The organism is Kiloniella laminariae DSM 19542, from assembly GCF_000374005.1.
GTDB lineage: Bacteria > Pseudomonadota > Alphaproteobacteria > Kiloniellales > Kiloniellaceae > Kiloniella > Kiloniella laminariae.
This window is the reverse complement of sequence record NZ_KB893138.1, coordinates 34,400-56,550: the sequence shown is the minus strand read 5'-3', so window position 1 is coordinate 56,550 and position 22,151 is coordinate 34,400. Positions and strand designations below refer to the sequence as shown.

General features: G+C 51.1%; 22 protein-coding genes and 1 riboswitch. Of the genes, 12 read left to right on the top strand and 10 right to left on the bottom strand.

The genetic code is table 11. The features are described from left to right. The first annotated feature begins 81 nt into the window (after positions 1-81). The 4 genes from B152_RS0109100 to B152_RS0109085 all read left to right on the top strand — a co-directional run bounded on the left by B152_RS0109100 (position 82) and on the right by B152_RS0109085 (position 2,847). Positions 82-909 carry a hypothetical protein gene (locus tag B152_RS0109100; RefSeq protein ID WP_157231006.1) on the top strand — a complete coding sequence of 276 codons (828 nt, stop codon included), beginning with the start codon at positions 82-84 and terminating at the stop codon, positions 907-909. Further along, positions 887-1,564: a sensor histidine kinase gene (locus tag B152_RS23105; protein WP_020592099.1), complete on the top strand. Its 678-nt coding sequence runs from the start codon at positions 887-889 to the stop codon at positions 1,562-1,564. The genes B152_RS0109100 and B152_RS23105 overlap by 23 nt, the downstream gene beginning before the upstream one ends. 13 nt (positions 1,565-1,577) lie before the next feature. Then, a complete protein-coding gene (locus B152_RS0109090; protein WP_020592098.1) occupies positions 1,578-2,195 on the top strand; it encodes a response regulator transcription factor in 618 nt (205 codons plus the stop codon). 130 nt (positions 2,196-2,325) lie between these two features. After that, the gene (locus tag B152_RS0109085; protein WP_020592097.1) at positions 2,326-2,847 is read left to right on the top strand and encodes a GlcG/HbpS family heme-binding protein; all 522 of its coding nucleotides are present in this window, start codon (positions 2,326-2,328) and stop codon (positions 2,845-2,847) included. Between the two features lie 79 nt (positions 2,848-2,926). Here B152_RS0109085 and bluB read toward each other — a convergent pair whose 3' ends face one another. Beyond that, positions 2,927-3,757 (bottom strand): 5,6-dimethylbenzimidazole synthase, encoded by an 831-nt coding sequence (gene bluB / locus B152_RS0109080; RefSeq protein ID WP_083921851.1) that lies wholly within the window; start codon positions 3,755-3,757, stop codon positions 2,927-2,929. 38 nt (positions 3,758-3,795) lie between these two features. Continuing rightward, a riboswitch (cobalamin riboswitch) is annotated at positions 3,796-3,992 on the bottom strand. A 340-nt stretch (positions 3,993-4,332) separates the two neighbouring features. On the opposite strand from bluB, the gene B152_RS0109075 reads away from it, so the two are divergent. From B152_RS0109075 to B152_RS0109060, 4 genes are all read left to right on the top strand, one after another. Beyond that, positions 4,333-5,145, top strand: a complete 813-nt coding sequence (locus B152_RS0109075) for a substrate-binding periplasmic protein (protein WP_157231004.1) — start codon at positions 4,333-4,335, stop codon at positions 5,143-5,145. Between the two features lie 135 nt (positions 5,146-5,280). Beyond that, positions 5,281-5,955, top strand: coding sequence for a cytochrome c oxidase subunit 3 family protein (locus B152_RS0109070; protein ID WP_020592094.1), 675 nt, complete (start codon positions 5,281-5,283; stop codon positions 5,953-5,955). 4 nt (positions 5,956-5,959) lie between these two features. Next, positions 5,960-6,268 (top strand): cytochrome C oxidase subunit IV family protein, encoded by a 309-nt coding sequence (locus B152_RS0109065; protein ID WP_020592093.1) that lies wholly within the window; start codon positions 5,960-5,962, stop codon positions 6,266-6,268. Positions 6,269-6,492: 224 nt separating this feature from the next. Further along, on the top strand, positions 6,493-6,783 hold the full coding sequence (locus tag B152_RS0109060) for a chorismate mutase (protein WP_020592092.1): 291 nt from the start codon (positions 6,493-6,495) through the stop codon (positions 6,781-6,783). Between the two features lie 72 nt (positions 6,784-6,855). On the opposite strand, the gene B152_RS0109055 is transcribed toward B152_RS0109060, so the two are convergent. The 7 genes from B152_RS0109055 to B152_RS0109025 form a co-directional block, all read right to left on the bottom strand. Next, positions 6,856-8,265 carry a 4Fe-4S binding protein gene (locus tag B152_RS0109055; RefSeq protein ID WP_020592091.1) on the bottom strand — a complete coding sequence of 470 codons (1,410 nt, stop codon included), beginning with the start codon at positions 8,263-8,265 and terminating at the stop codon, positions 6,856-6,858. Then, complete coding sequence (locus B152_RS0109050; RefSeq protein WP_020592090.1) at positions 8,262-9,110, bottom strand: FTR1 family iron permease; 849 nt, start codon at positions 9,108-9,110, stop codon at positions 8,262-8,264. Before B152_RS0109050 ends, B152_RS0109055 begins: the two co-directional genes overlap by 4 nt. A gap of 92 nt (positions 9,111-9,202) precedes the next feature. Then, on the bottom strand, positions 9,203-9,580 hold the full coding sequence (locus tag B152_RS0109045; RefSeq protein WP_020592089.1) for a cupredoxin domain-containing protein: 378 nt from the start codon (positions 9,578-9,580) through the stop codon (positions 9,203-9,205). A gap of 113 nt (positions 9,581-9,693) precedes the next feature. Beyond that, positions 9,694-10,248, bottom strand: coding sequence for an iron transporter (locus B152_RS0109040; protein ID WP_026261411.1), 555 nt, complete (start codon positions 10,246-10,248; stop codon positions 9,694-9,696). Positions 10,249-10,357: 109 nt separating this feature from the next. Beyond that, positions 10,358-10,780, bottom strand: coding sequence for a YchJ family protein (locus B152_RS0109035; RefSeq protein WP_020592087.1), 423 nt, complete (start codon positions 10,778-10,780; stop codon positions 10,358-10,360). 53 nt (positions 10,781-10,833) lie between these two features. After that, positions 10,834-11,358, bottom strand: coding sequence for a TerB family tellurite resistance protein (locus B152_RS0109030; protein ID WP_157231003.1), 525 nt, complete (start codon positions 11,356-11,358; stop codon positions 10,834-10,836). Positions 11,359-11,511: 153 nt separating this feature from the next. Continuing rightward, positions 11,512-12,897: an aminotransferase family protein gene (locus tag B152_RS0109025; RefSeq protein ID WP_020592085.1), complete on the bottom strand. Its 1,386-nt coding sequence runs from the start codon at positions 12,895-12,897 to the stop codon at positions 11,512-11,514. A gap of 359 nt (positions 12,898-13,256) precedes the next feature. Between B152_RS0109025 and B152_RS0109015 the strand changes: the two genes are divergently transcribed. After that, a complete protein-coding gene (locus B152_RS0109015) occupies positions 13,257-15,359 on the top strand; it encodes a methyl-accepting chemotaxis protein (RefSeq protein ID WP_020592083.1) in 2,103 nt (700 codons plus the stop codon). 104 nt (positions 15,360-15,463) lie between these two features. Here the strand turns inward: B152_RS0109015 and B152_RS0109010 are convergent, their stop codons facing one another. Further along, positions 15,464-16,342, bottom strand: coding sequence for an endonuclease/exonuclease/phosphatase family protein (locus B152_RS0109010; protein WP_020592082.1), 879 nt, complete (start codon positions 16,340-16,342; stop codon positions 15,464-15,466). Positions 16,343-16,586: 244 nt separating this feature from the next. On the opposite strand from B152_RS0109010, the gene B152_RS0109000 reads away from it, so the two are divergent. Further along, positions 16,587-18,140 (top strand): ABC transporter substrate-binding protein, encoded by a 1,554-nt coding sequence (locus tag B152_RS0109000; protein ID WP_020592080.1) that lies wholly within the window; start codon positions 16,587-16,589, stop codon positions 18,138-18,140. 95 nt (positions 18,141-18,235) lie between these two features. Here the strand turns inward: B152_RS0109000 and B152_RS0108995 are convergent, their stop codons facing one another. Next, on the bottom strand, positions 18,236-19,150 hold the full coding sequence (locus B152_RS0108995) for an MBL fold metallo-hydrolase (RefSeq protein ID WP_020592079.1): 915 nt from the start codon (positions 19,148-19,150) through the stop codon (positions 18,236-18,238). A 98-nt stretch (positions 19,151-19,248) separates the two neighbouring features. Between B152_RS0108995 and B152_RS25255 the strand changes: the two genes are divergently transcribed. Further along, complete coding sequence (locus B152_RS25255; protein WP_020592078.1) at positions 19,249-20,145, top strand: LysR family transcriptional regulator; 897 nt, start codon at positions 19,249-19,251, stop codon at positions 20,143-20,145. A 378-nt stretch (positions 20,146-20,523) separates the two neighbouring features. Next, on the top strand, positions 20,524-22,074 hold the full coding sequence (locus B152_RS0108985) for a methyl-accepting chemotaxis protein (RefSeq protein ID WP_020592077.1): 1,551 nt from the start codon (positions 20,524-20,526) through the stop codon (positions 22,072-22,074). The last annotated feature ends 77 nt before the right edge of the window (positions 22,075-22,151 follow it).

Here is a 22,151-nt window from a genome sequence, read left to right as displayed (position 1 = left end):
GCCCCAGAATTCTTCCTATTTGGTTCTTCAGATTCTAAAACAGTGTTCGACCTGGCAGACCTTATCAAAAGCAGACGAGAAATGATCAGATTTCCCCTTAGAACCTTTAATCTTTTCCTGCTATGGGGAGTACTGACACTTCTATTTGGGCTGTTCACGATCAATCAACGCCATAACCTCTTGTCTGCACAGCTGGCACAAGAAGCGCAAAGTCTGTCACAACGCCTCTCCCAACGTGCAGACCAGCACGATGCTCATCTGACCAATCTCTCGGCTCTGGTCAACACCGGAGACATCCCCCCGCTGACACAGATGGTTGAAGTTGCCCAGACAGTACAACAATTCTATCCCCGTATTCTGGCTGTTGATGTCATCTCGCTTGATCCTGCTTCTCCGCTCTGGATCATGACCACCCGTTCTCAGGATCAGGCAACCGAGCTATTGGCTTCGACTATAAAAAAATCAGCCGTGGCATCCAATGGCGCATTGGTTCTCTTGCCCCTGGGAAACTTGACTGGGCTGCCACCAGCTGCGACGCAGGGACAATATCTTCTGATCAAGCGTTCTCCAAACAGCTCTGCTGCGCGTTATGGTTTGGCCCTCACCATTGACAGCGCACAGCTGGTCACGGCAGAAACTTCTTTTACTAATGATGTCGACCTATGGCTGGATCTCCCCTCGGGAGAGAATATTCTTTCCATGGTCAAGGACAGGCCTCCTGCATCCAGCAGTCCTCTGTCGCCCAGCTGGATACTCGGATTAATCTCACCAGACGCCCTTGTCTTCGAACACCAGCTTGGCAGCCAGAGAGGCACAGGCAAAGGCCTTTTTGGGGCAACAGGAGGCCCGGATTGCACAGGCATCCCGGATCAATTCCCTGGGGGAAATGGCATCCGGAATTGCCCATGAACTCAACCAGCCGCTGACAGCTATTCTAAGCCAGAGCCAGGCCAGCTTACACCTGCTCAAAAGCGAGCCTCTCAAGCGGGATGCATTGCTCGGTGCATTGGAATCCAACGTACTTCAGTCCAAACGGGCCGGAGAGATTCTGACCCGGCTACGCAACTGGACAAAACGGGATGCTACTGTCGTCCAGCTTGCTGATCTGAACCAGATCATCCGCGGTGTTGTCGATTTAATGAGCATGGATCTGAAAGAGCGCAATATTGTTCTGCAGCTGAAACTCGACACTCAAAGGCTGCTCAGCAAATGTGATCCCGTTCAGATAGAGCAGGTCATCTTTAACCTGATCCGCAACAGTACCGAAGCCATCGAAGACCAGAAGGATGATATTAGACGTATTGCCGTAGAAAGCAGAGTGCTGGAAGGCCAGAATATTATTCAGATCAGCGACAGTGGTTGTGGTATTGCAAGCGAAACTCTCCCCCGGTTGTTTGAACCCTTTCATTCGACCAAGGAAAACGGCATGGGTCTTGGTCTCTCGCTTTCGGAAAGTATCCTCCAGCGTTTCGACGGCAACCTGACACTAAATAATCAATCCAGCGGCGGTGCCTGTGCAACGGTTTCTCTGCCTTCAGCATCCCCTGTAAACGGCAAAAAATAATGGACCCGACCGCATGTCTGAAAAGATGATTTATCTTGTTGATGATGACACCGCAGTACGCGAAGCCCTGACACTTTTGCTCGAAACTATTGGTATGAAGGTACTGAGTTTCCCCGACCCTTTTTCCTTTCTTGATAAATTCGGATCCCTTGCTCCTGGCTGTATCATTCTCGATATCCGGATGCCTGGCCTCTCCGGTCTCAAGCTTCAGGAAAAACTGGCCATAGCCAGCTGTGACTGGCCCATTATCGTCATCAGCGGCCATGGAGATATCAACGCCTGCCGACAGGCTTTTCGCAACGGGGCCATCGATTTTCTGAGCAAGCCGATAGATGAACAGGACCTGATTGATGCGATCCAGAAAGCGCATGCACTCTTGGACAGGCACGAGAACCAGCGGGCGGAAATCACCGAAAACCGCGACCTTCTCAACCAGCTTTCCAGCCGTGAGCGGGAGGTTCTCGATATGATAACCCAGGGTTGGGCAACCAAGGAAATAGCCCAGAGCCTGTCCCTTTCTCCACGCACGATTGAAAGTCATCGTAAAAACATCGCCGCCAAGCTTAAAACCACATCTGTAGCTGAAATGACCCGCATTGTTCTTGAAAGCATGCCGACAGCCCCAGATTGATACAGTCAATTTCTCTTCTCTCCGTAGTTCTACGGAGGAAGCCCCCTGACGCTACGAATATACCTTCGCCTTCGGGGTTGCTACAACATCTCCAGTATTAAACCCCGTGTTTCCTGTTGGAGTAGGCCCTATGAGCAACAAGTCGATCCTTAAATTTTCCTGCAATTTTGCGGTAGCTTCCTTGGTTTCCATGATTATGCTGTCGGGGGTATCTTCGGCACAGGCTGCAGAACTGCCAAGCTCTCCCTATCTGCCGTTAGAGCTGGCACAAAAAGCTGCTGATGCTGCGATGGCACAGTGCCTTGCCGATGGATTTAATGTTTCAGTCGCCGTCGTGGAACGCTCTGGCGCGACCAAGGTCCTGATCAAGGGGGATAATTCCGGTCCACACACCGTCGGCAGCAGCACGGGGAAAGCTTTCACCGCCGCCAGCATGGGGCGCAGCACCCTGGATCTGGCCAACTTTCTCAAAGAACATCGCGAGCTTGATGGTCTTCGGGATATGGACCCCCGGATGGTGATCCTTGGCGGTGGCTTACCCATCAAAATTAACGGTGCTCTCGTTGGTGGTATCGGTGTTGGCGGCGCCCCGGGTGGCGACAAAGACGAAGTCTGTGCCAAGGCAGGGCTCGCCAGTATTGGCGCTGAATAGCCTGGGTATTTCTACCTGATACCATTATCCGTTTTTTGTTTGGGGAGACAATATTGTCTCCCCAAACTCATTTGAACAACTATCTGGCTGTTACAAAACCCGGCTGATATCCCTTTGTTTCAAGCTCCTGTTGGTCCCGTGATATCCGGGCAAGCAGCTGATCATCGGCTTCACCACCGGCAGGTTTGCCATAGCCTTCAAAGTTAACCAGCTCGACCAGGGGTAAACGTTGTCTCCAGCCCGCTGTTTGCAGTTCGGGTTTATCAAAGAAACGGGATACATATCCCAGACAGATGTAAGCCACCGGCACCACACCCTCGGGAATTTCCAACAGCTCCTTTAAAGATCTGGGGTTCAGGATGCTGACCCATCCCAACCCGAGACCTTCTGCCCTGGAAGCAAGCCACAGGTTCTGTACTGCACAGACAGAACTGTAAACATCCATTTCTGGAATATGCGTTCGACCGACGACCACCGGTCCGGCCCGCTGCTTGTCACAGGTAATGCAAATATTGACCGGGGATTCAAGAATGCCTTCAAGCTTGAGATTCCGATAGATTTCACGCTTTTCGGGCGGGAACATTTCAGCCGCTTCCTGATGGGCTTTGTCAAACAGCTGGTGAACCTGCTGTTTTGTCTCCTTCGATTGAATGACAACAAAATTCCAGGGCTGCATAAAACCGACCGACGGCGCATAGTGCGCCGCCATCAGCACCCGGCTCAAGACATCTTCGGGAATGTTGTCCGGCAAAAATTGGCCACGGACATCTCGTCGCGAAAAGATCGTCTGATAGAAGGCATTTCGATCACCATCAGAAAAACGGTGCGCTTCTCCAGCTATGTCTTGGCTGTCTCTATCAGAAAAGCTTTTATCGGCCACAACGGTAGTACTATTGTTCAAAATTTCCATATCAGTCCCCTTTATGGAAAAGCCTGCTTTCCAGACATGCTTTTGTCTTCTTTCAGGCCGGTCTTCTGACTCAGGTTCCTCTTGGTCAGGCCCCTTCCCGGAAAACTCTCCAGTGGCATTTGCCTGCCAATCCCCTTCACAGCGCTGGGCACGTGGCGGATTTTCACCGCCTTCCCGATTATTCCCGTTCCGCCCCCTCCATATGAATCGTCCGGACCAGACCAAGACCTGATATGAAGCAAGCGGGAAACAGGACACCTGAAAAAAATAGAGCCGGATACTAATCATCCGCCCCCCTGATATTAAGAAAAAAAATCAACTCGAATCAAGGGGGATAAAAATGATATCACAGCCGATAGAACACAGAATTACTATTAAAAATCAGATAGATACTTATAACCAAGAAACCCGAACCTGCTTCAGTGGCAAAATGCCACAGACCACTGCATATTATCGCCAGGACAAGCAATTTCTATAGCTACAGTTTTGTATTCACACCCGTGTGTGATATTCTGAAAATGTTTTCGGGAACGCCCTTCTCGTAGTTTCACCGCTTTTTTATGGATTTTCTTGCAATGATGGCTGCCCGATCAATGCTATCCTTCTTCAGGTCCCTCACTCTGGTTTTATTTTTTTCCGGGGTAACCCTGGCCTTATCCCCGCCTGTACATGCGACAGAAAGCTGCACCTCCTTTTCCGCAAACGGGATCAACAACTGGTACCCCTTTTCCTATCGTACCGATAAGGGTGAACTTACCGGGATTGTCGTTGACGGCATGCGCGAAGCTCTGTCCCGGATCGGCCTGACCATGGAAGTCGAAACTGACCGCCCCTGGAAACGCATTCTCTATGACCTGGAAATGGGCAACCTGGATATCGTGCTCGGGGCCTACTGGAACTCCGAGCGGGCATTAAAATACCACTACTCTGAAAAAATCGGCACTGATGACCTCAACGTTTTTGTCAAAACCGGAAACGAATTTCCACTTTCAAACCCTGAAGATCTGATAGGACGTACAGGATTGAGGCTTTTGGGGGGATCACTCGGGGATGATTTTGATCATTTTGCCAAAGTGCATCTCAACTTTGTCCAGGTCCCGCAAAGCGATAATATGATCACCATGCTGGTCAATGACCGGGCAGACTACGCTGTTTTGGGCTACGTCGAAGGCCTGCAGCATATCCGGGATCTCGGCCTCAAAGGGCAGGTTAGCGTTCTGCCTGAACCGATCCTCTCCAATGCCATGTATGCCCTGATAAACCGCGAAGCAAACTGTGCCAAACGTCTCCGGGATCTCAATGAAGCTCTGCGGGCCATGCAAAAGGAAGGAGTGATCGAACAGATCATCACCAGACACATGGGGCTTATTACCAGCCGAACTGAATAAAATCCCTGTTATTGCATCAGAAAAATTACCAATCCCTTCTTCTGTACGGCCTGAGCGGCATTATGTCATCTTGCCTTCATGTCTCCATCCCTCAAGATTGGCCTGATTTAAAAGTACAGGACAATCCGGCAAGAGATGCAGAACCCTCCAGACAAAGACAGTGATCTCTACGAGATCTATATGACCGAGCTCGCTTCTGGCCAAAACGAGACCTCCGGCCCCGAAAATAAGACAACTGGCTCCAGACAAAATTCTGGGGAGCAAAGTGCCTGGGGCCCATTAGACAGCCTGCCCGGTAACCCCATGATGTGGGTTCTGATTATCAGCGAGCTGATGGTTTTCGGTTTGCTCCTCACGGGCTATTCGGTCAATTTTATCATGGAGCCGGATCTGTTCCGGGAATCCCAGGCCCAGCTCAGCCGCCAGATCGGTGGCTTGAATACGCTCGTCCTGATCACCAGCGGTCTTTTTGCCGCTCTGGCGAACGAGGCCAGCAAAGAAAACAGACTTTCGCTGACACGTCGCTATCTTTTGATCACGGCCTGTTTTGGAATTCTCTTTCTCGCCCTGAAACTTTATGAATACAGCGACAAGGCCGCGTTGGGCATCTCGATAGAGACCAACAGTTTCTATACCCTGTTCTATCTAATGACAGGCTTTCATGCAGCTCATGTTATTTTCGGCCTCGCGATTCTTGGGCTGGTCAGTCGATACAGCAGCCGCGAGAACATCCAGACCGCCTGTTCCTTCTGGCATATGGTCGATCTGATCTGGCTTATTCTCTATCCCGTTCTCTATCTTGTCAGGTAAAGCCATGCCCGTTTTTCCCAAACTTTCCTCCCCGGTGACCAGACTGTTCCTGACCTGGGCTTTGATGTCCGGCCTGACCGTGATCAGCATCATTTCGGGCGATGCGCTTGAAACCCGGGGACACACAGTTCCTCTCGGTGTTCTCTCCGTTGTCATCCTGATGGGCGCAACGCTGTTCAAATGCCGCCTGCTCCTGCTCGATTTCCTGGAACTTCGAGGATCTTCGGCCACATGGCGCAGAGGCTTTATCTTTGCCATCTTCCTGATTGCTTTCATGATTGTCGGGGCTTATGTCCTGGCAACCGGGTTTTGATTTATTTTACATTTGCAAAAGATCGCCCTTGTCCCTGCGTATTCTGTTTTACTCAGCCCCCTTGCCTATTTATAACAGCATTATAACATTTGAAATAAACGGAACAGGCCACCTGGTTTCAGGATATAACGGCACTGAAAAAATTATACAGGCGCAATAAAATGCATGACGATGTACGGAATGACCTGCGGAATGCTGCACGATGGTGAGGGGAAAGAGATAAAATGACCGATGAAGTGAAAGCAAAACTCTCGGAATATCGCGACAGCATTGACAATATTGATGCCGCCCTGATTTATCTGCTCTCTGAACGTTTCAAGGTCACCGAAAAAGTCGGCCTGTTCAAAAAGAAATACGATCTGCCGCCTGCTGACCCGGATCGGGAACAGCGCCAGATTACCCGCCTGCGTGACCTGGCAAAGTCCGCCAAGCTCGACCCGGATTTTTCCGAGCAGTTTATCAACTTCGTCATTGAAGAAGTTATTCGCAATCACAAGAAAATCCGCAAAAGCTGAGTAAAGGCTTCTGCCCTTTAAAAGCCCTGCAGGAATTTATAATTTCCGCAGGGCTTTTTTTATCAACCCGCTTTACCACAACCAGAATAACAGAACCCAGCTATAGGTCGGGACAAGCAGACCGGCAAAGATTGCAGTCACCCCGATCAAAGAGCGCCCAACGGGGACAGCCTGCTGGCGTAATATTGACCACACCAGCCACAAAGACCAGGACAAGGCCCCCAGAAGAAAGACCATCCGCAAAGGCGAAACCCAGTTCAGATCAAATCCGTCGGCCCGTAACAAGGTAAAGGTCTGGGCTGAAAGACCCAGGATCACACCGCCCCCGGCAAAGGGGATCAATCCTTGCGCCAGATGGTGAAAACGCTGCCATTGCCACGCCCCGGTCACACGCACCACCAGTGCCAGTGACAAGGAAACAGCCAAAGACAAAAACAATGTTGTCGCCGCAATGTACACCAGAAGGATCGTACCATCCAGCAAGGTCAGTACGTCATTCTTTTCCGCATAGTCGGTCAGGACCCACCAGGGAAATGTGGTTTCCAGCGGCCAGATCATCCCCTGTTCCACCAGCCAGAGAGCCAGCCCCTGTTTCATATCAATAAACCAGGGGCTCGAAGACCACTGGAATGCCCCCAGTGCAACACCGATCAGCCCGACAATAATCAGCAGACTGTCCCATCGATGGGCTGTTCTGGAGGAAACCTGCACAATCTCTTCATTTGCTCGGCGAGACTTCAGCTCAATGGCGTTGTGAAAACCGCTACAGCGCCCGCACATATGACAGGGAGAAGCTGATTCCATTGTCCGTATCGGCACCAGAGGCGCACAGTTGACCATCTGGCGCTTTTGACCCGGAGGACTGGCATCCCAAGCCGCACGGTCAACGCCATAATGCATTGGTGCGAGTTTGGACAGAAGGCCAAAAACACCACTGACCGGACAGAGATAACGGCACCAGACTCTTTTATTTCGACCATAGAGGTAACCGACCGCAACAGCGCCAATGGTCGATCCGCCCAGGATCAATAAAGCTGCTTTGGGATATTGATACACCGAGATCATCTGGCCATAAACGGTTGTCAGGACAAAGGCGGCAAAAGGCCAGCCCGGCCATTTCACCCAACGGGGAATAGCCAGCCCCCGCCCCCGTTCACTGGCAAACTCTGACAGGGCCCCTTCGGGACAGAAAACCCCACACCACAAACGCCCGAACAACAGCATGGAAATCAGCACACCGGGCCACCAGATCCCCCAGAAGACAAACTGGGCGAAGGTGGTCAGATCATCCCAGATATGCGCGGTGATGCCCGGCAATGGTAAAAAAGCCGGAACAACCAACAGCAAAGCATAGAAAGCGACAACACCCCACTGGATACGGCGGATCAGAATTTGGTGTTCCTGCAACCAGACCCCGGCTCTCGCCAACCACCGGACTTTCCCTTCGCGGGCAAAATTTCGTGAGGAGGAACAGACAGTCACACCTGCTTCCTTTCTGTCACGGCTATACGCCGATGCGGCTTTCCTACCTGCTGTCCCAGAAGAAAAACTCCGCCCCAAAACACGATCCAGCTTGCGACAGTAACCAGATCAGGTGCCGCCCGATACCCCGTCAGTGATGCGATAATTCCGCCCAACCGCCCCGTATCATTCAGCAGCCAGCCGAGATCCCACAAGGGATCGCCATAGGGCATGAAACCCAGAGAAACCAGCTGCCCGACCCCGGTGACAAAAAGTGCACAGGCCAGAAGCAGCAGCAGGCTTTCCGACAGACGAAAGAACAGCGACCAGGACAGGAACTTCCCCCCCAGTTGCAAGAGCTTGTAAGTCAGAAGCGCCAGCGTCAGTCCGGCACCCGCAGCCATAACCAGTTGATACTTGTCAGCGATTGGACCTGCAGCAAGCATGCCGTAAAGAAAGACCACCGTTTCGCTGCCTTCTCTGGCAACGGCAATCAACGCCAGAACAAACACGCCCCACCACTGTCCACTCTCCGCAGATTTTTCCAAACCCTGCTCCAGTTGCCTTTTAAGATTCCGCCCCTTCAGCCGCATCCAGAAGACCATCTGGACGATCAGGGCCGTTGCGACAAACACCAGTGCTGTCTGCAACAATTCCTGCGCATCGTCTGTGAAACTTTCGGCAAAGCCTACCAGCGCGACAGCCAGCAGAACAGCCGCCGCCAGTCCCGCAAGCACACCACCCCAGAGATAGTACCGTCCCGGAGACGCAACCGCATTATGCGTGATCCAGACATTGAGGATACCGATGACCAGCAGTGCCTCGATACTTTCACGCCAGACAATAAAAAAAACCTGCATCGTCATGAGACATCATCCTCTCACCAGCGAACTCATCGTACTTAGCGCATTTCTCATCAGAGATATTCAAGAACCAAAGTAATTCTGAACCAGCCTGTCTAGCGCGCAACGATCAGACCGTGCGCACTTTCTTTGTCCAGATGGAATTCATCGAAAAATTCGTAACTGCCGGGTGACAGTTTGCGGATTACCACAAAGGATGTCGCCCCCGGAGAAAGCACCTTTTCCTTGCGCAGGCGCAGGCTTTCAAACTCGGCGGGCATGGTCCCGGTGTTGCGCACAACAATCTTGAAGGTGGTTCCCGCCTCGACCTCGATCAGTTGCGGTATCACCTGCCCGTCCCTCATCTCCAGATCAAAGCTCGGCAGGTCCGAGGCCGCAGACATAGTGCTCAAGGTAAACAACCCCAGAGCAACAATAATTCCGCTCTTTATCCAGCCGATCGTGCATCTGTTATGACCAGAACTGCTTTTCATATTCCTGCTCCTGACTTCAACAAGAGTTACAAGGCAATATCTTGTAAAGGATATTGAGAGGGAGCTGCGGCTTTCCCGCAACGGTACAGCGCAGCTCCGGGATGTCTGCTAGCTTAATAGCTGCCGACCTTGCCAACGCCGGCAAAAACAAACTCATAGCTGGTCACGAGCGGTTCAAACCAGGGATCCACACCGGTTTCCTTGTCAACGTGACGGCCAAAGGGAGCCGAAGCACTGCTGCCAGGAGGCGAAACCTTAAAATCCAGTCGATATTTACCCGGTCCCATCAGTTTGACATTGTCGCCATAATGCGGGCCATCATCAGCCACCATCGGCATCAGGGGGCCTGATTGGGTCTCGCCGCTGTCCAGTTTGGTCAGGGTGTAAGAAACACTCAGATAGGGCACCCATTCCCCCTCCGCCATGCCATTGGGGTTGTTTGCCAGGGCATGGATATCTGCCTCGAGATGGATGTCCGAGTCCACTGCAGGACGCATCATCCCCTCTGGCTCCATCGTGATCGGCTGCAGATACACCGCCGCCACCTCCAGCCCTCCGGCTTCTTGCGGTGCACCAATGGGGTATTCCTTGGCCTGAGCTAAAGGAGTTGCCAGAAAAGTTGCCACGACAAAGGCTGCCGCACCCATGGAAAGGCCGTTCATCATCATTACCTCTGATATTAAGTTGATCGCGCCTCAGATGAGGCGATAAAACAACGCTAACAAAGATAAAGATGCATTGCGAATAGTTCTTATTGGCAAATTGTCGCAGTCAGGTTCAGTCGCTCTTTGACTGGCTTTCAGGCAGGGCCCTGAGGTAATACCAGCGCCCTACTTTTTGCCGGAACAGGCTTTTTTCACGCTGTTCATTGGCCCTGTCGTTGACAACTGAGCGGGCAATAAAAAGGACAAAACCCTCTTTGTCTTTCTTTTGTCCCGCGCCACTGGCAAGTATTTCAAGGCCAATCCAGCGACTGTCCTTAGCCCGTATCAGGGTGCCAACCGGATCAAACTGTTTTTGATAGGCAGGCCAGAGCGTTTGTTTCAGATAATCAATCTCTGCTTTAACATAGGCACTGTAGCGCGAACGCATCAGTTGTTCTGCAGTTTCGGGCAAGGCCGTTCCCGAGTGGAAAGCACCGCAGCAACTTTCATAGGGCCCCGTACTGCCGCAAGGGCAAAGAGAAAGATCAACAGTCATACCAAACCCGTTTTATTCCCGAAAAGTACAGATGAAAGAAAACAGCGGATATCTTAGAAAATTGCGTGTTTCAAGCGAGCCAGTGCTTCCTTTTGCAGATCCCTGAGACTGTCGCCCTCTATTCGGGCAATGCGTTCTACCATGGCCAGAAGGTCGCGTTTTTCCATATCTGTCAGACTGCTGCGCAAATTTTTGCTCAGGCGGCGAATAGCCTCGTCCCGGTTACTTGCCTGCTCCATCAGCCAGCGGGCCTGCCCGGTGATCTCCTCTGCCTCCTTGGCCGTTGCAGCAAAGGTCTTCTGACATTCCGCATGGATCGCCTCCAGCTGTTCACGGGTGTAGTCCCCGTCCATACGGGCAAAAGCCGCCATAATTGCTGCTGCGACAAGTCTGTTGTCCTCAACATCATCCAGGGGATTTGCCTTCAGTTTCCGCTGATAGCCGAAACGCCGGGCAGCCGAACGGATATCATCGGCTGCTTCAATCACATCGCGTGCAGCTGTGGTCGTGGCCCGAACCCGCCAGATAAAATAGGCCAGCCCCCCAAGAGCCCCCAACACAGCAAGAAGAATATGCATGATCCCAATCCGCATGACAAAGAAACAGGAAAGCTATCATTCAGTTTGTTTCAATGATGTCAATTGTCAAAACAACCTTTGGCTGTACACCAACAAAATAAAAGCAGACTGCCCGAAGACAGCCTGCTTTGTTCGCACTGCCCGCGAAACAGATTACCCGGCGGTAACCTTGGTCAGGGCCTTGTCAATCGCTCCGACGATTTCATCAAGATGTGCTTTGGTACAAATCAGGGCCGGGCTGAGGCAAAGGGTGTTGTTGTGCCCATGCAGGCTCCGGTTGGTTGCACCAATGATCACACCCTGGGCAAAACAGTCTGCCACCACAGCCTGGGCCACACTTTCGTGAACCGGCTCCTTGGTTTTACGATCCGTCACAAGCTCCAGACCACAGAACAGACCTTTGCCGCGGACATCGCCGACGATCTGGTGCTTGTCCTTCAGGCCATGCAGGCGATCCATCAGATAGGCACCCATCTTTGTCACGTTATCGAGCAGGTTTTCCTCTTCGATAATCTTCATGTTTTCCAGCGCCGCAGCTGGACCGGCAGTACAGCCGCCAAAGGTCGAGATGTCGCGGAAATAGCTCATGGGATCGTCAGGATTGCTCTTGAACTCCTTGAACACCTCTTCGGTGGTCACGGTACAGGAAATGGCCGCGTAGCCAGAGGCAACACCTTTGGCCATGGTCACGATGTCCGGCTTGATATCATAGTGCTGATAGCCGAACCATTTACCCGTCCGACCCAGACCACAGACGACCTCGTCGATGTGTAGAAGGATGTCATATTTTTTGCAGATTTCCTGGACCTTCTGCCAATAGCCTTCCGGTGGGGTAATCACACCACCCCCGGCTGTTACAGGCTCCAGCACAATGGCGCCAACCGTATCGGGCCCTTCACGCAAGATCACTTCTTCGATCGCCAGCGCCGCCTTGATACCATAGTCATCACACTCACCGTACTGAGAGCGATATTCGCAACAGTGGGGCACCTCGACAAAACCGGGGGTAAAGGGACCGTACTGGTCCTTGCGCTGCGCCTGGCCGGAAGAGCTCAGCGCGGTAATGGTGGTGCCGTGATAATCGCGATCGCGATAGAGGATCTTGTGTTTCTTGCCGCCATATTTGTTATGAGCGATCTGGCGGACGATTTTATAAGCCTTTTCATTGGCTTCAGAGCCGGAGTTGGAGAAATAAACCCGGCTCATACCCGGCATTTTCTCGATCAGCTTTTTCGAAAACTGCGACCCCGGAATAGATCCTGCCGACTGGGCAAAGTAGTTCAGCTTGACCAGCTGGTCGCGCACGGCATTGGCAATGGTCTCGCGGCCATAGCCCACATTCACCGTCCAGACGCCCCCGGATACAGCATCAAGATACTTGTTGCCCTTGGCATCCCAGACATGAATCCCCTTGCCCTCGATCATGATCATCGGGTCAACGGTTTCATACTTTTTATGCTGGCTGAGATGGTGCCACACATGGGCGCGATCGTTTTCGATAACTTCGCTAAAATCGTTCGTCTGTTCAGATAAAGTCATATTTCAATCCACTACTGCAGGTTTGTACCTGACACCATTTCCAAGACGGTCCCAACACCGGGCATTGGGAACAATCAGATGGGCCAGACAAACGATGACAACAAAAAGAGAAAGTAAGCCTGTCGCGCGAATCACCGCTTTCCCGTTATCAAAATTCTCCCACACACTCTGGAAAAACCGATAGCTCCAGTTTCACTAAATTGATAACGCCACTTCCCGTTTTAAAGCAGTGTTAATACCCTGGCGAATAGAATGCTTGTGCTTTGATAATATAGTGTCTGTGCTTCCACTCATATAAAAAAAACAGTGATTGCAACAGACGGGAATAGCATAATCAACATTAGAACAGGCCTTATGAGATGAGTACCCAAAAGAAAAGTTTCTCCCTCACCGCCAAGATACTATTGTCCGTTGTTGCAACACTGGTTATCGGCCTTGCAGCAACAACAGCCTTTGTTGTGAAGGAAAGTCAGACAGCTATCCTTGATGTCGCCCAGAAGCATGGGCAGGAACTTGCTGGTCGTATCGGAAACGAGGTAAAGGCCGATATCGATGTCGCCATGACGGCCAGCCGCACCTTGGCAGAATCTTATCTCGCCTTTCGACACGCCGGAATTACGGATCGTCAGGTTTACCGTGAAGCTCTCAAGGGCATCACCCTGAACAACCCCAAATTTGCTGCCGTCTGGAGTGGGTGGGACGCCAATGCCCTGGATGGCAGGGACAGTGATTTTGCCAATACCCCCGAAAGTAACGCCAGTGGCCGCTTTATCGATCTCTGGTTTCTTAAAAATGCCACAGATCTTGGTGTCCGGGGATTGAACATAGATAAAGGAGAGACAGCGGACTGGTACGATGGCCCCCGTAAGGCCATGACGGAGGTGATCACCGAGCCCTATTCCATGGATCTGGCAAAAGACAGTGGCACCGAAACATTTCTGGCGACTTCAGTGGTTGTGCCGCTTATCGAAAACGGCAAATTTATTGGCACCGTAGGCATCGACTTTAACCTCAGTGAAGTCCAGGATCGTATTGCTGTCATCAAACCTTACGATGAAGGTATCGTTACGCTGATCACGAACAATGGTGTGTGGGCTGCCTACCCGGATAAAGCTGCGATTGGTAAACCCGTCGAAGAAAGCTCGCCTGTTTTTGCCGACCAAAAAGCCCGTATTACCAAAGGCGAAAGCCACAGCTGGATTGCGCATTCCGATGAACTTGGAAAGGATGCTCTTTATGTCCTGGTCCCCGTAACCATCGGGGCGTCGACCACGCCCTGGTCTATCGCAGCCATTCTTCCCCTCGACAAGGTACAGGCCGGGGCCACTTCTGTTCGCAATAACATGATTATTGCCGCCCTGGTCCTCACCCTTCTGATGGCCCTCATCATTGCAGCTCTGATCACGGTTCTCATGAGCCGTCCTCTGAAAAATATTACCGGTGTCATCGAAATTCTTTCGCGGGACGACACCAACGTCGAAATTGATGGGCAGCAGCGGAACGACGAGATTGGCGTCCTCGCCAGGGCTCTTGAACACTTCCGCAACAAACTTATCGAGGTCCGCCAGTTACAGGAACAACAGGTCGAGAATGATCGAAAGTCAGAGCAGGACCGCCGGGCAACACTCCTGAGAATAGCTGACCAGTTTGAAGATCAGGTTCAGAGCGTTGTCAGCAATGTATCAAGCTCGGCAGGGCAATTGCTGGTCTCGGCTGAAAGCATGTCGGGTGTTACCGATGATGTCTCTCGACAAACCACTGTGGTTTCTGCAGCAACAGAAGAAGCATCTGCCAATGTGGCAACCGTCGCAAGCGCAACGGAAGAGCTGACCGCTTCTATTGGTGAAATCAATGCTCAGGTGACCCGCGCTGTCGCAGTATCCCAGGATGCGGTACAAGAAGCTGACCGCGCCAATACGATGGTCCAGGGACTGTCGGGCTCCGCAACCCGGATCGGTGATGTTATCAAGTTGATCAGTGATATCGCCGAACAGACAAATCTTCTTGCACTCAATGCAACAATTGAAGCTGCTCGGGCAGGTGATGCTGGCAAGGGTTTTGCCGTTGTGGCATCGGAAGTCAAGTCTCTGGCCAACCAGACAGCCAAGGCAACCGAAGAAATCACCAACCAGATATCTGGAATTCAGAATGAAACTGAAAGCTCAGCCCAGGCGATTGCCGGGATTTCCAAAACCATTTCACAAATCAGCGAAATTTCAACCATTATCGCCTCTGCCATGGAAGAACAGGGAGCAGCAACCCAGGAAATTTCACGTAACGTTCAGGAAGCGGCAGCTGGAACTGGTGAAGTATCCCGAAGCATTACACAGGTAAACAGCAACACCGAAAAGGCAGGAACAGAATCCCGAAATGTTTTGGCAGCAGCCCAGACTCTCCAGGAAGATGCAGGCAACCTGACCCGTCAGGTCGAAGCCTTTATGAGCCAGATCAGGGCCTCCTGACCAGCCTTTCAATATCGAACCAGATAAAGCCCAGAGGGCTCGTGTTTCTCTGGGCTTTATCTATTTCGCTGGTTTTACGACCATCATATTTATTCATACAATTTTCAGGCACCAAGTTTCGTGAAATCAAAATCGACCCAATAGGGATAATGATCCGAAGACTTGTTTTCTGTATCAATTTTGCTCGCTGTAACGGCCTTGCTCAAGCTTGGTGAAACAAAGCAGTAATCCAGTCGGCCATAAGGGGGACAGCTGTCTCCCTCTTCTTCTGTATGTCCCGTAAGAGTCCAGCTGTCCATCAGGTGACGCCGGGTACCAACCCGGCCATACCAGCGGCTTTTGGGACCAACAAAATCGCTATAGCCAGGATCAAAATGACACAGGTTCATATCACCGGTCAGAATCACATCTTCAGGGACAGCCAGTTCGCCTCCCACACCCCAGTTGCCGTTTTTGGGATCCCCCCCGCTCCAGGCCAGGCCGCTGGCGGGTGCATCATTGATGATCTCCATCACCCTTTCGATCTGCGGCGCCTGCAGTTCAGGACAGATATGATTGAGATGGGTATTATACAGCCGTATCCGGCGTCCCTCCCATTCAACCAGGGCTTCCTGCAAGCCGCGTTGCAGACTGAATTGTGGCGAAACAACCGCCGTTCCCGGCAACAGAAATGTTCTTAGAGACAAAAGCGGCACGCGCGACAAAATCATGGTGCCATGCTGGCGACGCCTTTGAACCAGCTTGCCGGTTTCATCCCGGAAACTGCCATCCAGATCACAATAGCCGCCAAATGCCGAATAATAATCCGGAAAGGCCGCCGCGATGCGACTGACCTGATCATCATGGTTCGTACGCTCCCAGTGACGCTCGACCTCCTGCAGCATAATGATATCGGCCCCGACCAGACTGGCAATAATCCTGTCAAGATTGTAAACACCATCCTGCCCAGTACCGTACTGGATATTGTAGCTGACGAGTTTCATATTTTATTTCCCTGAATAAAGTCTGCCTTCCCGGCTTTTCCTCTCTCTAGTCTTACCGATCATCTGCTTGAAATAAATTGTTATTTTTTGATTACAGTCCAGTATTTTTTGCCTCTGCAGACAAGCATTTCCGCCAATGTCACCCGTGGCGGCGATTAAGTGCATCTTTGTGGCTTTCAAGGACAACTTTTCAGAATGATTACCCCAATAATGAGCGACTACGTGCATTAACTGGAGATACCCAATGAAAGAAATCAACACTTTTGAGCTGAGCCGTCGCTCAGCCCTTAAGGGCGCAGCTGCCCTTGGCGCGGCCGGACTGCTGCTGCCAACAGCTGCCAAGGCTGAAACACCGAAAAAAGGTGGCACCCTGCGGATGGGTCTTGCTGGCGGTGCCTCCTCCGATACACTGGATCCAGCAAAGTTTACCGACCACTTCCCTGTCACTCTGGGCTATCAGCTTCGCAACCTGCTGGTTGAAGTCGACACCCACGGCGCTGCCATTCCTGAGCTGGCCGAAAGCTGGTCAGCCAACCCCGATGCCAAGGAATGGACTTTCAAGATCCGCCAGGGTGTTGAATTCCACAACGGCAAAACCCTTGATGCGGATGATGTGATCTTCTCTCTCAATCATCACCGTGGTGAAAAATCTGAATCCGGCGCCAAAACCTATGGCGACCAGATGGCCGACATCGTCAAAACCGGCTCCCATGAAATCATGATCAAACTGCATGATGGCAACGCCGATCTGCCGTTCCTGCTCTCTGACTATCACTTCATGATCGCCCCGGCTGGAACAACCAACTGGGATGAAGGTATCGGTACAGGCCCGTTCATTCTTGAAGAGTTTATTCCCGGCACCAGTTCCCGGGTACGCAAAAACCCGAATTACTGGAAAGAAGGCCGCGCCCACGTTGACGCTGTTGAAATGCTTGTCATCAACGACGTTCAGGCCCGTATTTCCGCGCTGCTGACCAAACAGGTTCACCTGATCAACAAAATTGATCCAAAAACTGTTGGCCTGCTGAAACGCAACAAGGAACTGCAGCTGCTCCTCACCAAAGGTGGTCAGCACTATCCATTCCTGATGAACACCAGCGCCGAGCCTTATAGCAATCTGGACCTGCGTCTGGCCGTGAAATATGCGGTTGATCGTGAACAGATGGTCAAGACAGTTCTGCGTGGTTACGGTACTGTTGGTAACGATCACCCGATCCCGCAGAGTGACTTCTTCCACGCTGCCGATCTGCCACAGCGTGCCTATGATCCTGACAAGGCGGCCTTCCACTTCAAGAAAGCCGGGATGGACGGTCAGGCCCTGACCCTGCACACTTCTGAAGCAGCTTTCTCTGGCGCGGTTGATTCTGCAGTATTGCTCAAGGAATCTGCGGCAAAGGCGGGCATCACTGTCGATGTTGCGCGTGAGCCTGCTGATGGCTACTGGTCCAACGTCTGGATGAAAAAACCTTTTGCTGTTTCCTACTGGTCCGGCCGTCCAACAGCTGATCTGATGTTGTCCGTTGCCTATCACTCACAAGCCGAGTGGAACGATACCTACTGGAAAAACGAACAGTTCGACCAGCTGCTTGTCGCTGCACGGAGCGAACTGGACGACACCAAACGTCGCGGCATGTATCACGATCTGCAGATGATGGTCAGTGACGACGGCGGGGCAATGATCCCGATGTTTGTCGACTTCATCGACGCGGGCCTGAGCAGCGTCAAAGGCTACGAACCCCGCAAGACCGGTTACCTCAGTGGTGACCGTGCTGCCGAAGTGGTCTGGCTCGAAGAGTAAACCAGCTTGGTAGTGTAAAGCGAATAAAGCGGGGCCTGTCCTAAATGACAGGCCCCGCTTTATGTTAGAACAAAACCCCATCCGACAAGAAAATGTCAGACATATTTCACCCAGGTCCCTTCCGAGACCAGGTCTAGCCCCTGCAGATCGTTGCAGGCTTCGGCCACTTTCCAGATCGGCTCCAGATAGAGTTCATAAGAAGAATGATGGATCGGCAGGATTTTTCCGGGTTTGAGCAGATCAATCATCTCTCGTAAATTTTCTGCCCCCATACTGATTTGCCCCAGGGAACCTGTCGTGCCAACCGCTCCGAGATGGGGCACAAGAATATCAGGAGAACCCAGCGTGTTCAGCGCTGTCTTCACCGTTTCTGTGGCAAAGCTGTCTCCGGTCCAATAAAGGCTCTTGCGCCATTCCCCCGATCTGAATTCGAACCAGTAACCATTTCCCTGTCCCAGGATTGCAGCGATTTCCTGATTCTCTGAATGTTCCGCAGGAATGCCTGTGACCACAATTTCACCGTTTTTACTTGGCAGAACCACGCTTTCTCCCCACCCCAATGAGCGCACAGAAGAAAACCCTTTTTCTTCAAGGGCCGGGGTATCCGCCACCGGAGCAATCACCGGGAGACCACGATCTAACATAACCTCGGCTTTCTGATCAAAATGGTCTTCATGCAGATGGCTGATCAGAAGCTGATCAACCCGAGCCAGATCTATCCCCGGGAAAGGGCTTTTGCGCGGGTGATTTTTGATATTGGGACCCCGGGCAAGATCAAACATTTCATTGGGATCTCCCATCCGAAAGGCTTCGCGCCCTTCTCCGAACGCAGGGTCACTCAGGAGCGACAGACCGTCAAAACAGATCAACATCGTTGCTCCACCCAACCAGCATATATTCAGTTCAGGTAATTCAGGCCCGGATGCCCTTGCCGAACTGCTGGTTAACGGCAAAGACAGCGAAGCGACAGTGCCCCCGACTGTCGCCTTAAAAAATTCCCGACGTTGCATGAAACCTCCTGTTGTTGTGGGTACAGGAGTACTATAAAGATGAGAATTGTCAGAAATAGACATATTATATTGAACTTATTAACTGATATATTCAGCCAATGGCAAATCTGACACAGATCCAAACCTTCATCGAAGTTGCTCGTTGCAACAGCTTTGCCCAGGCCGCGCGACGGTTATCTCTTCCCCGTTCCACTGTAACAGCAAGAATCAAGGCCCTTGAAGAGCGGCTTGCCGTGCGCCTGTTTCATAGAACGACAAGACAGGTTTCCCTGACCAACGAAGGCCAAAGCTATTTCAGTTCCTGCGAAGATGCCCTCGAGGCATTGGTACAGGCAGAAGAAGATATTACACAAAAGAATAAACTCACCGGACCGATCCGCCTCTCTGTACCAATTGATTATCCCAAGCCGGAACTGGCACAATTACTTGATGTTTTCACAACCCAACACCCTGGAGTGCAGATCTATGTCGAGGTCAGTGATCAGACCGTAGACTTTATTTCGGATAATTTTGACCTCGCCCTTCGTGGACGTCACCCAGGATCGGCAGGATTGACAGCCCGCCGACTGGGAGCAGGAACGCTCTCTCTCTATGGTCTGCCTTCTCTGGAAGACTTGTTCCGGACGGGAAAACTTGAAAATTTCAGAGTTCTAGACCCAGCAAAAATTCTGCCTCCTCACCAGCAGATGATCACAAAAAATCTTCCTATTGTAACCGGCAGTTTCGAATTAACAAAAATGCTGCTTCTTGAATCTGATAACAATCATTGCAAACTGGGAGCATTTTTACCGGACTCTCTTTGTTTCAAAGAAGTCGCGACAGGCAAGCTCATAAAACTGGACCACCGGGGGCTGTTCCCCGAGCTTGATCGAATACCAGAATTGCCGATTTATATTGTTCTGCCGACACGTTCACAAGTTCCAAAACGGGTCAGAGCCTTTATCGACTTCCTGCTATCCCGGAGCAAGGATAACAGAAGTACACCCCACAGATAAGCAGCCAGATTTTTCTTAAAAAATCGCTTCAATTATTTTTCATAACTGTTTACAAGACGAATCAGTACATCAAAAAAATCCTTTTAATTAAAATGCTTACTCAATATTTTTATATCTGACACTGAATAATCACCCCTTTTTATTCAGATTATTTTTATTAAACTTTAATTAGGACAACTAACATATAATCGTATGTAATTTTGAGATGTAAATCGAGTAATTACGGCTAAATAATGGCACAATACCCGAGTAAAATACTCTGGATAAGCCGACGAGAAAGCTGCCCCTGCTCGATAAACTGTAATGGAATAACTTTAAGCGTAGCAGCGAATAAAATCAGAACCTTCTACAGAATAACAAAGAACAAGGGCGCTCCAGATGTTAAACACTTTTTTTTCCCGGTCGAATGCGGCTGCCAATACCACTGAGCTGGCAGCTCCCCGAAAGAACAAACTCAACAAAAATGAAATGCAGTCCATGCTTGCTGCTCTTGATAAGTCGCAGGCTGTAATCCAGTTCAAACCTGACGGTACCATCATAAATGCCAATGGCAATTTTCTTGCGGCCATGGGGTATCGTCTTGAGGAAATTCAGGGCCAACATCACAGTATGTTTGTTGCCCCTGAAGATGTCAAAAGCCCAGAATACCAGGCGTTTTGGGATAAACTCCGGCAGGGAAAATATCAGACTGCTGAATACAAACGCATCGGGAAAGGTGGCAAGGAAGTCTGGATCCAGGCATCGTACAATCCTATTGTAGGAAGAACCGGAAAAGTTACCTCTGTTGTCAAATATGCTACGGATATTACAGCCCAGGTGCTCCAAAATGCAGACTACAGAGGCCAAATCTCTGCGGTCAACAAATCCCAGGCGGTTATCTCCTTTAATCTTGATGGCACGATCATTGATGCCAATGACAATTTTCTCGGCGCAATCGGGTATAGTCTTTCCGAAATCCAGGGCAAACATCACAGCATGTTTGTCGAACCTGGAGAGGCCAAGAGTCCCGAATATCAGACATTCTGGGAAGATCTTCGCCAGGGAAAATATCAGTCTGCAGAATATAAACGCCTTGGAAAAGGTGGAAAAGAAATCTGGATCCAGGCCTCCTACAATCCGATTTTCGACCCCTCCGGTAAACCTTTCAAGGTGGTTAAATACGCCACGGATATCACAGAGCAAATTCGTATCCGACAGGAAGCCCTGCGTGTTGGCAAACTGGTTGATGAAAATCTCGAAAGAATTCTGAAGTCAGTTACTGACGCCAACTCCCAGTCCTCGACCGCGGTTTCAGCCTCGGACCGAACTCTGCAAACTGTACAGTCTGTCGCTGCTGCTGCTGAAGAGTTTGAATCTTCAGCCCATGAAATCGCAAGAAGCATGGGGGCATCCAAACAGGATGTCGATAAGGCTATGCAAGAAACAACGAGCGCCGATCAGGCAACACAACAGCTGACCACGGCCGCTCAAGCAATGAATAACGTGGTCGTTGTTATTCAGGAAATTGCCGGACAAATCAATCTGCTGGCCCTGAATGCCACAATCGAATCAGCCCGGGCAGGGGAAGCAGGAAAGGGCTTCGCTGTTGTCGCCTCGGAAGTGAAAACCCTGGCCAATCAAGTTGCCCAGGCAACAGAGCAAATTTCCTCGGAAATTTCCAACATGCAGAATGTCTGCGAAACGGTCGTTGGTGGCCTGAAAAGTATCCGTAATGCCGTCGGATCAGTAGAATCAAGTGTGACCGCGGTTGCTGGAGCCGTCGAGGAGCAGACAGCAACAACCCGCGAAATCACCGTCAACATGCAATCTGCAGCCACGGCTGTCAGCGAAGTTAACAGCAGCCTGGATTCAATTTCCCGGGCAGTGAGTGATGCAAATACCTATGCCAAGGAAGGCACGGAACTCTATCGCAGTTTGCAAAACGGATAGCACGAAACCCGACACAGACAGTTTCTGGCCTGGTTGTCTATATACGACCTCGGCCAGAAACTGTTTTATACAGAAAC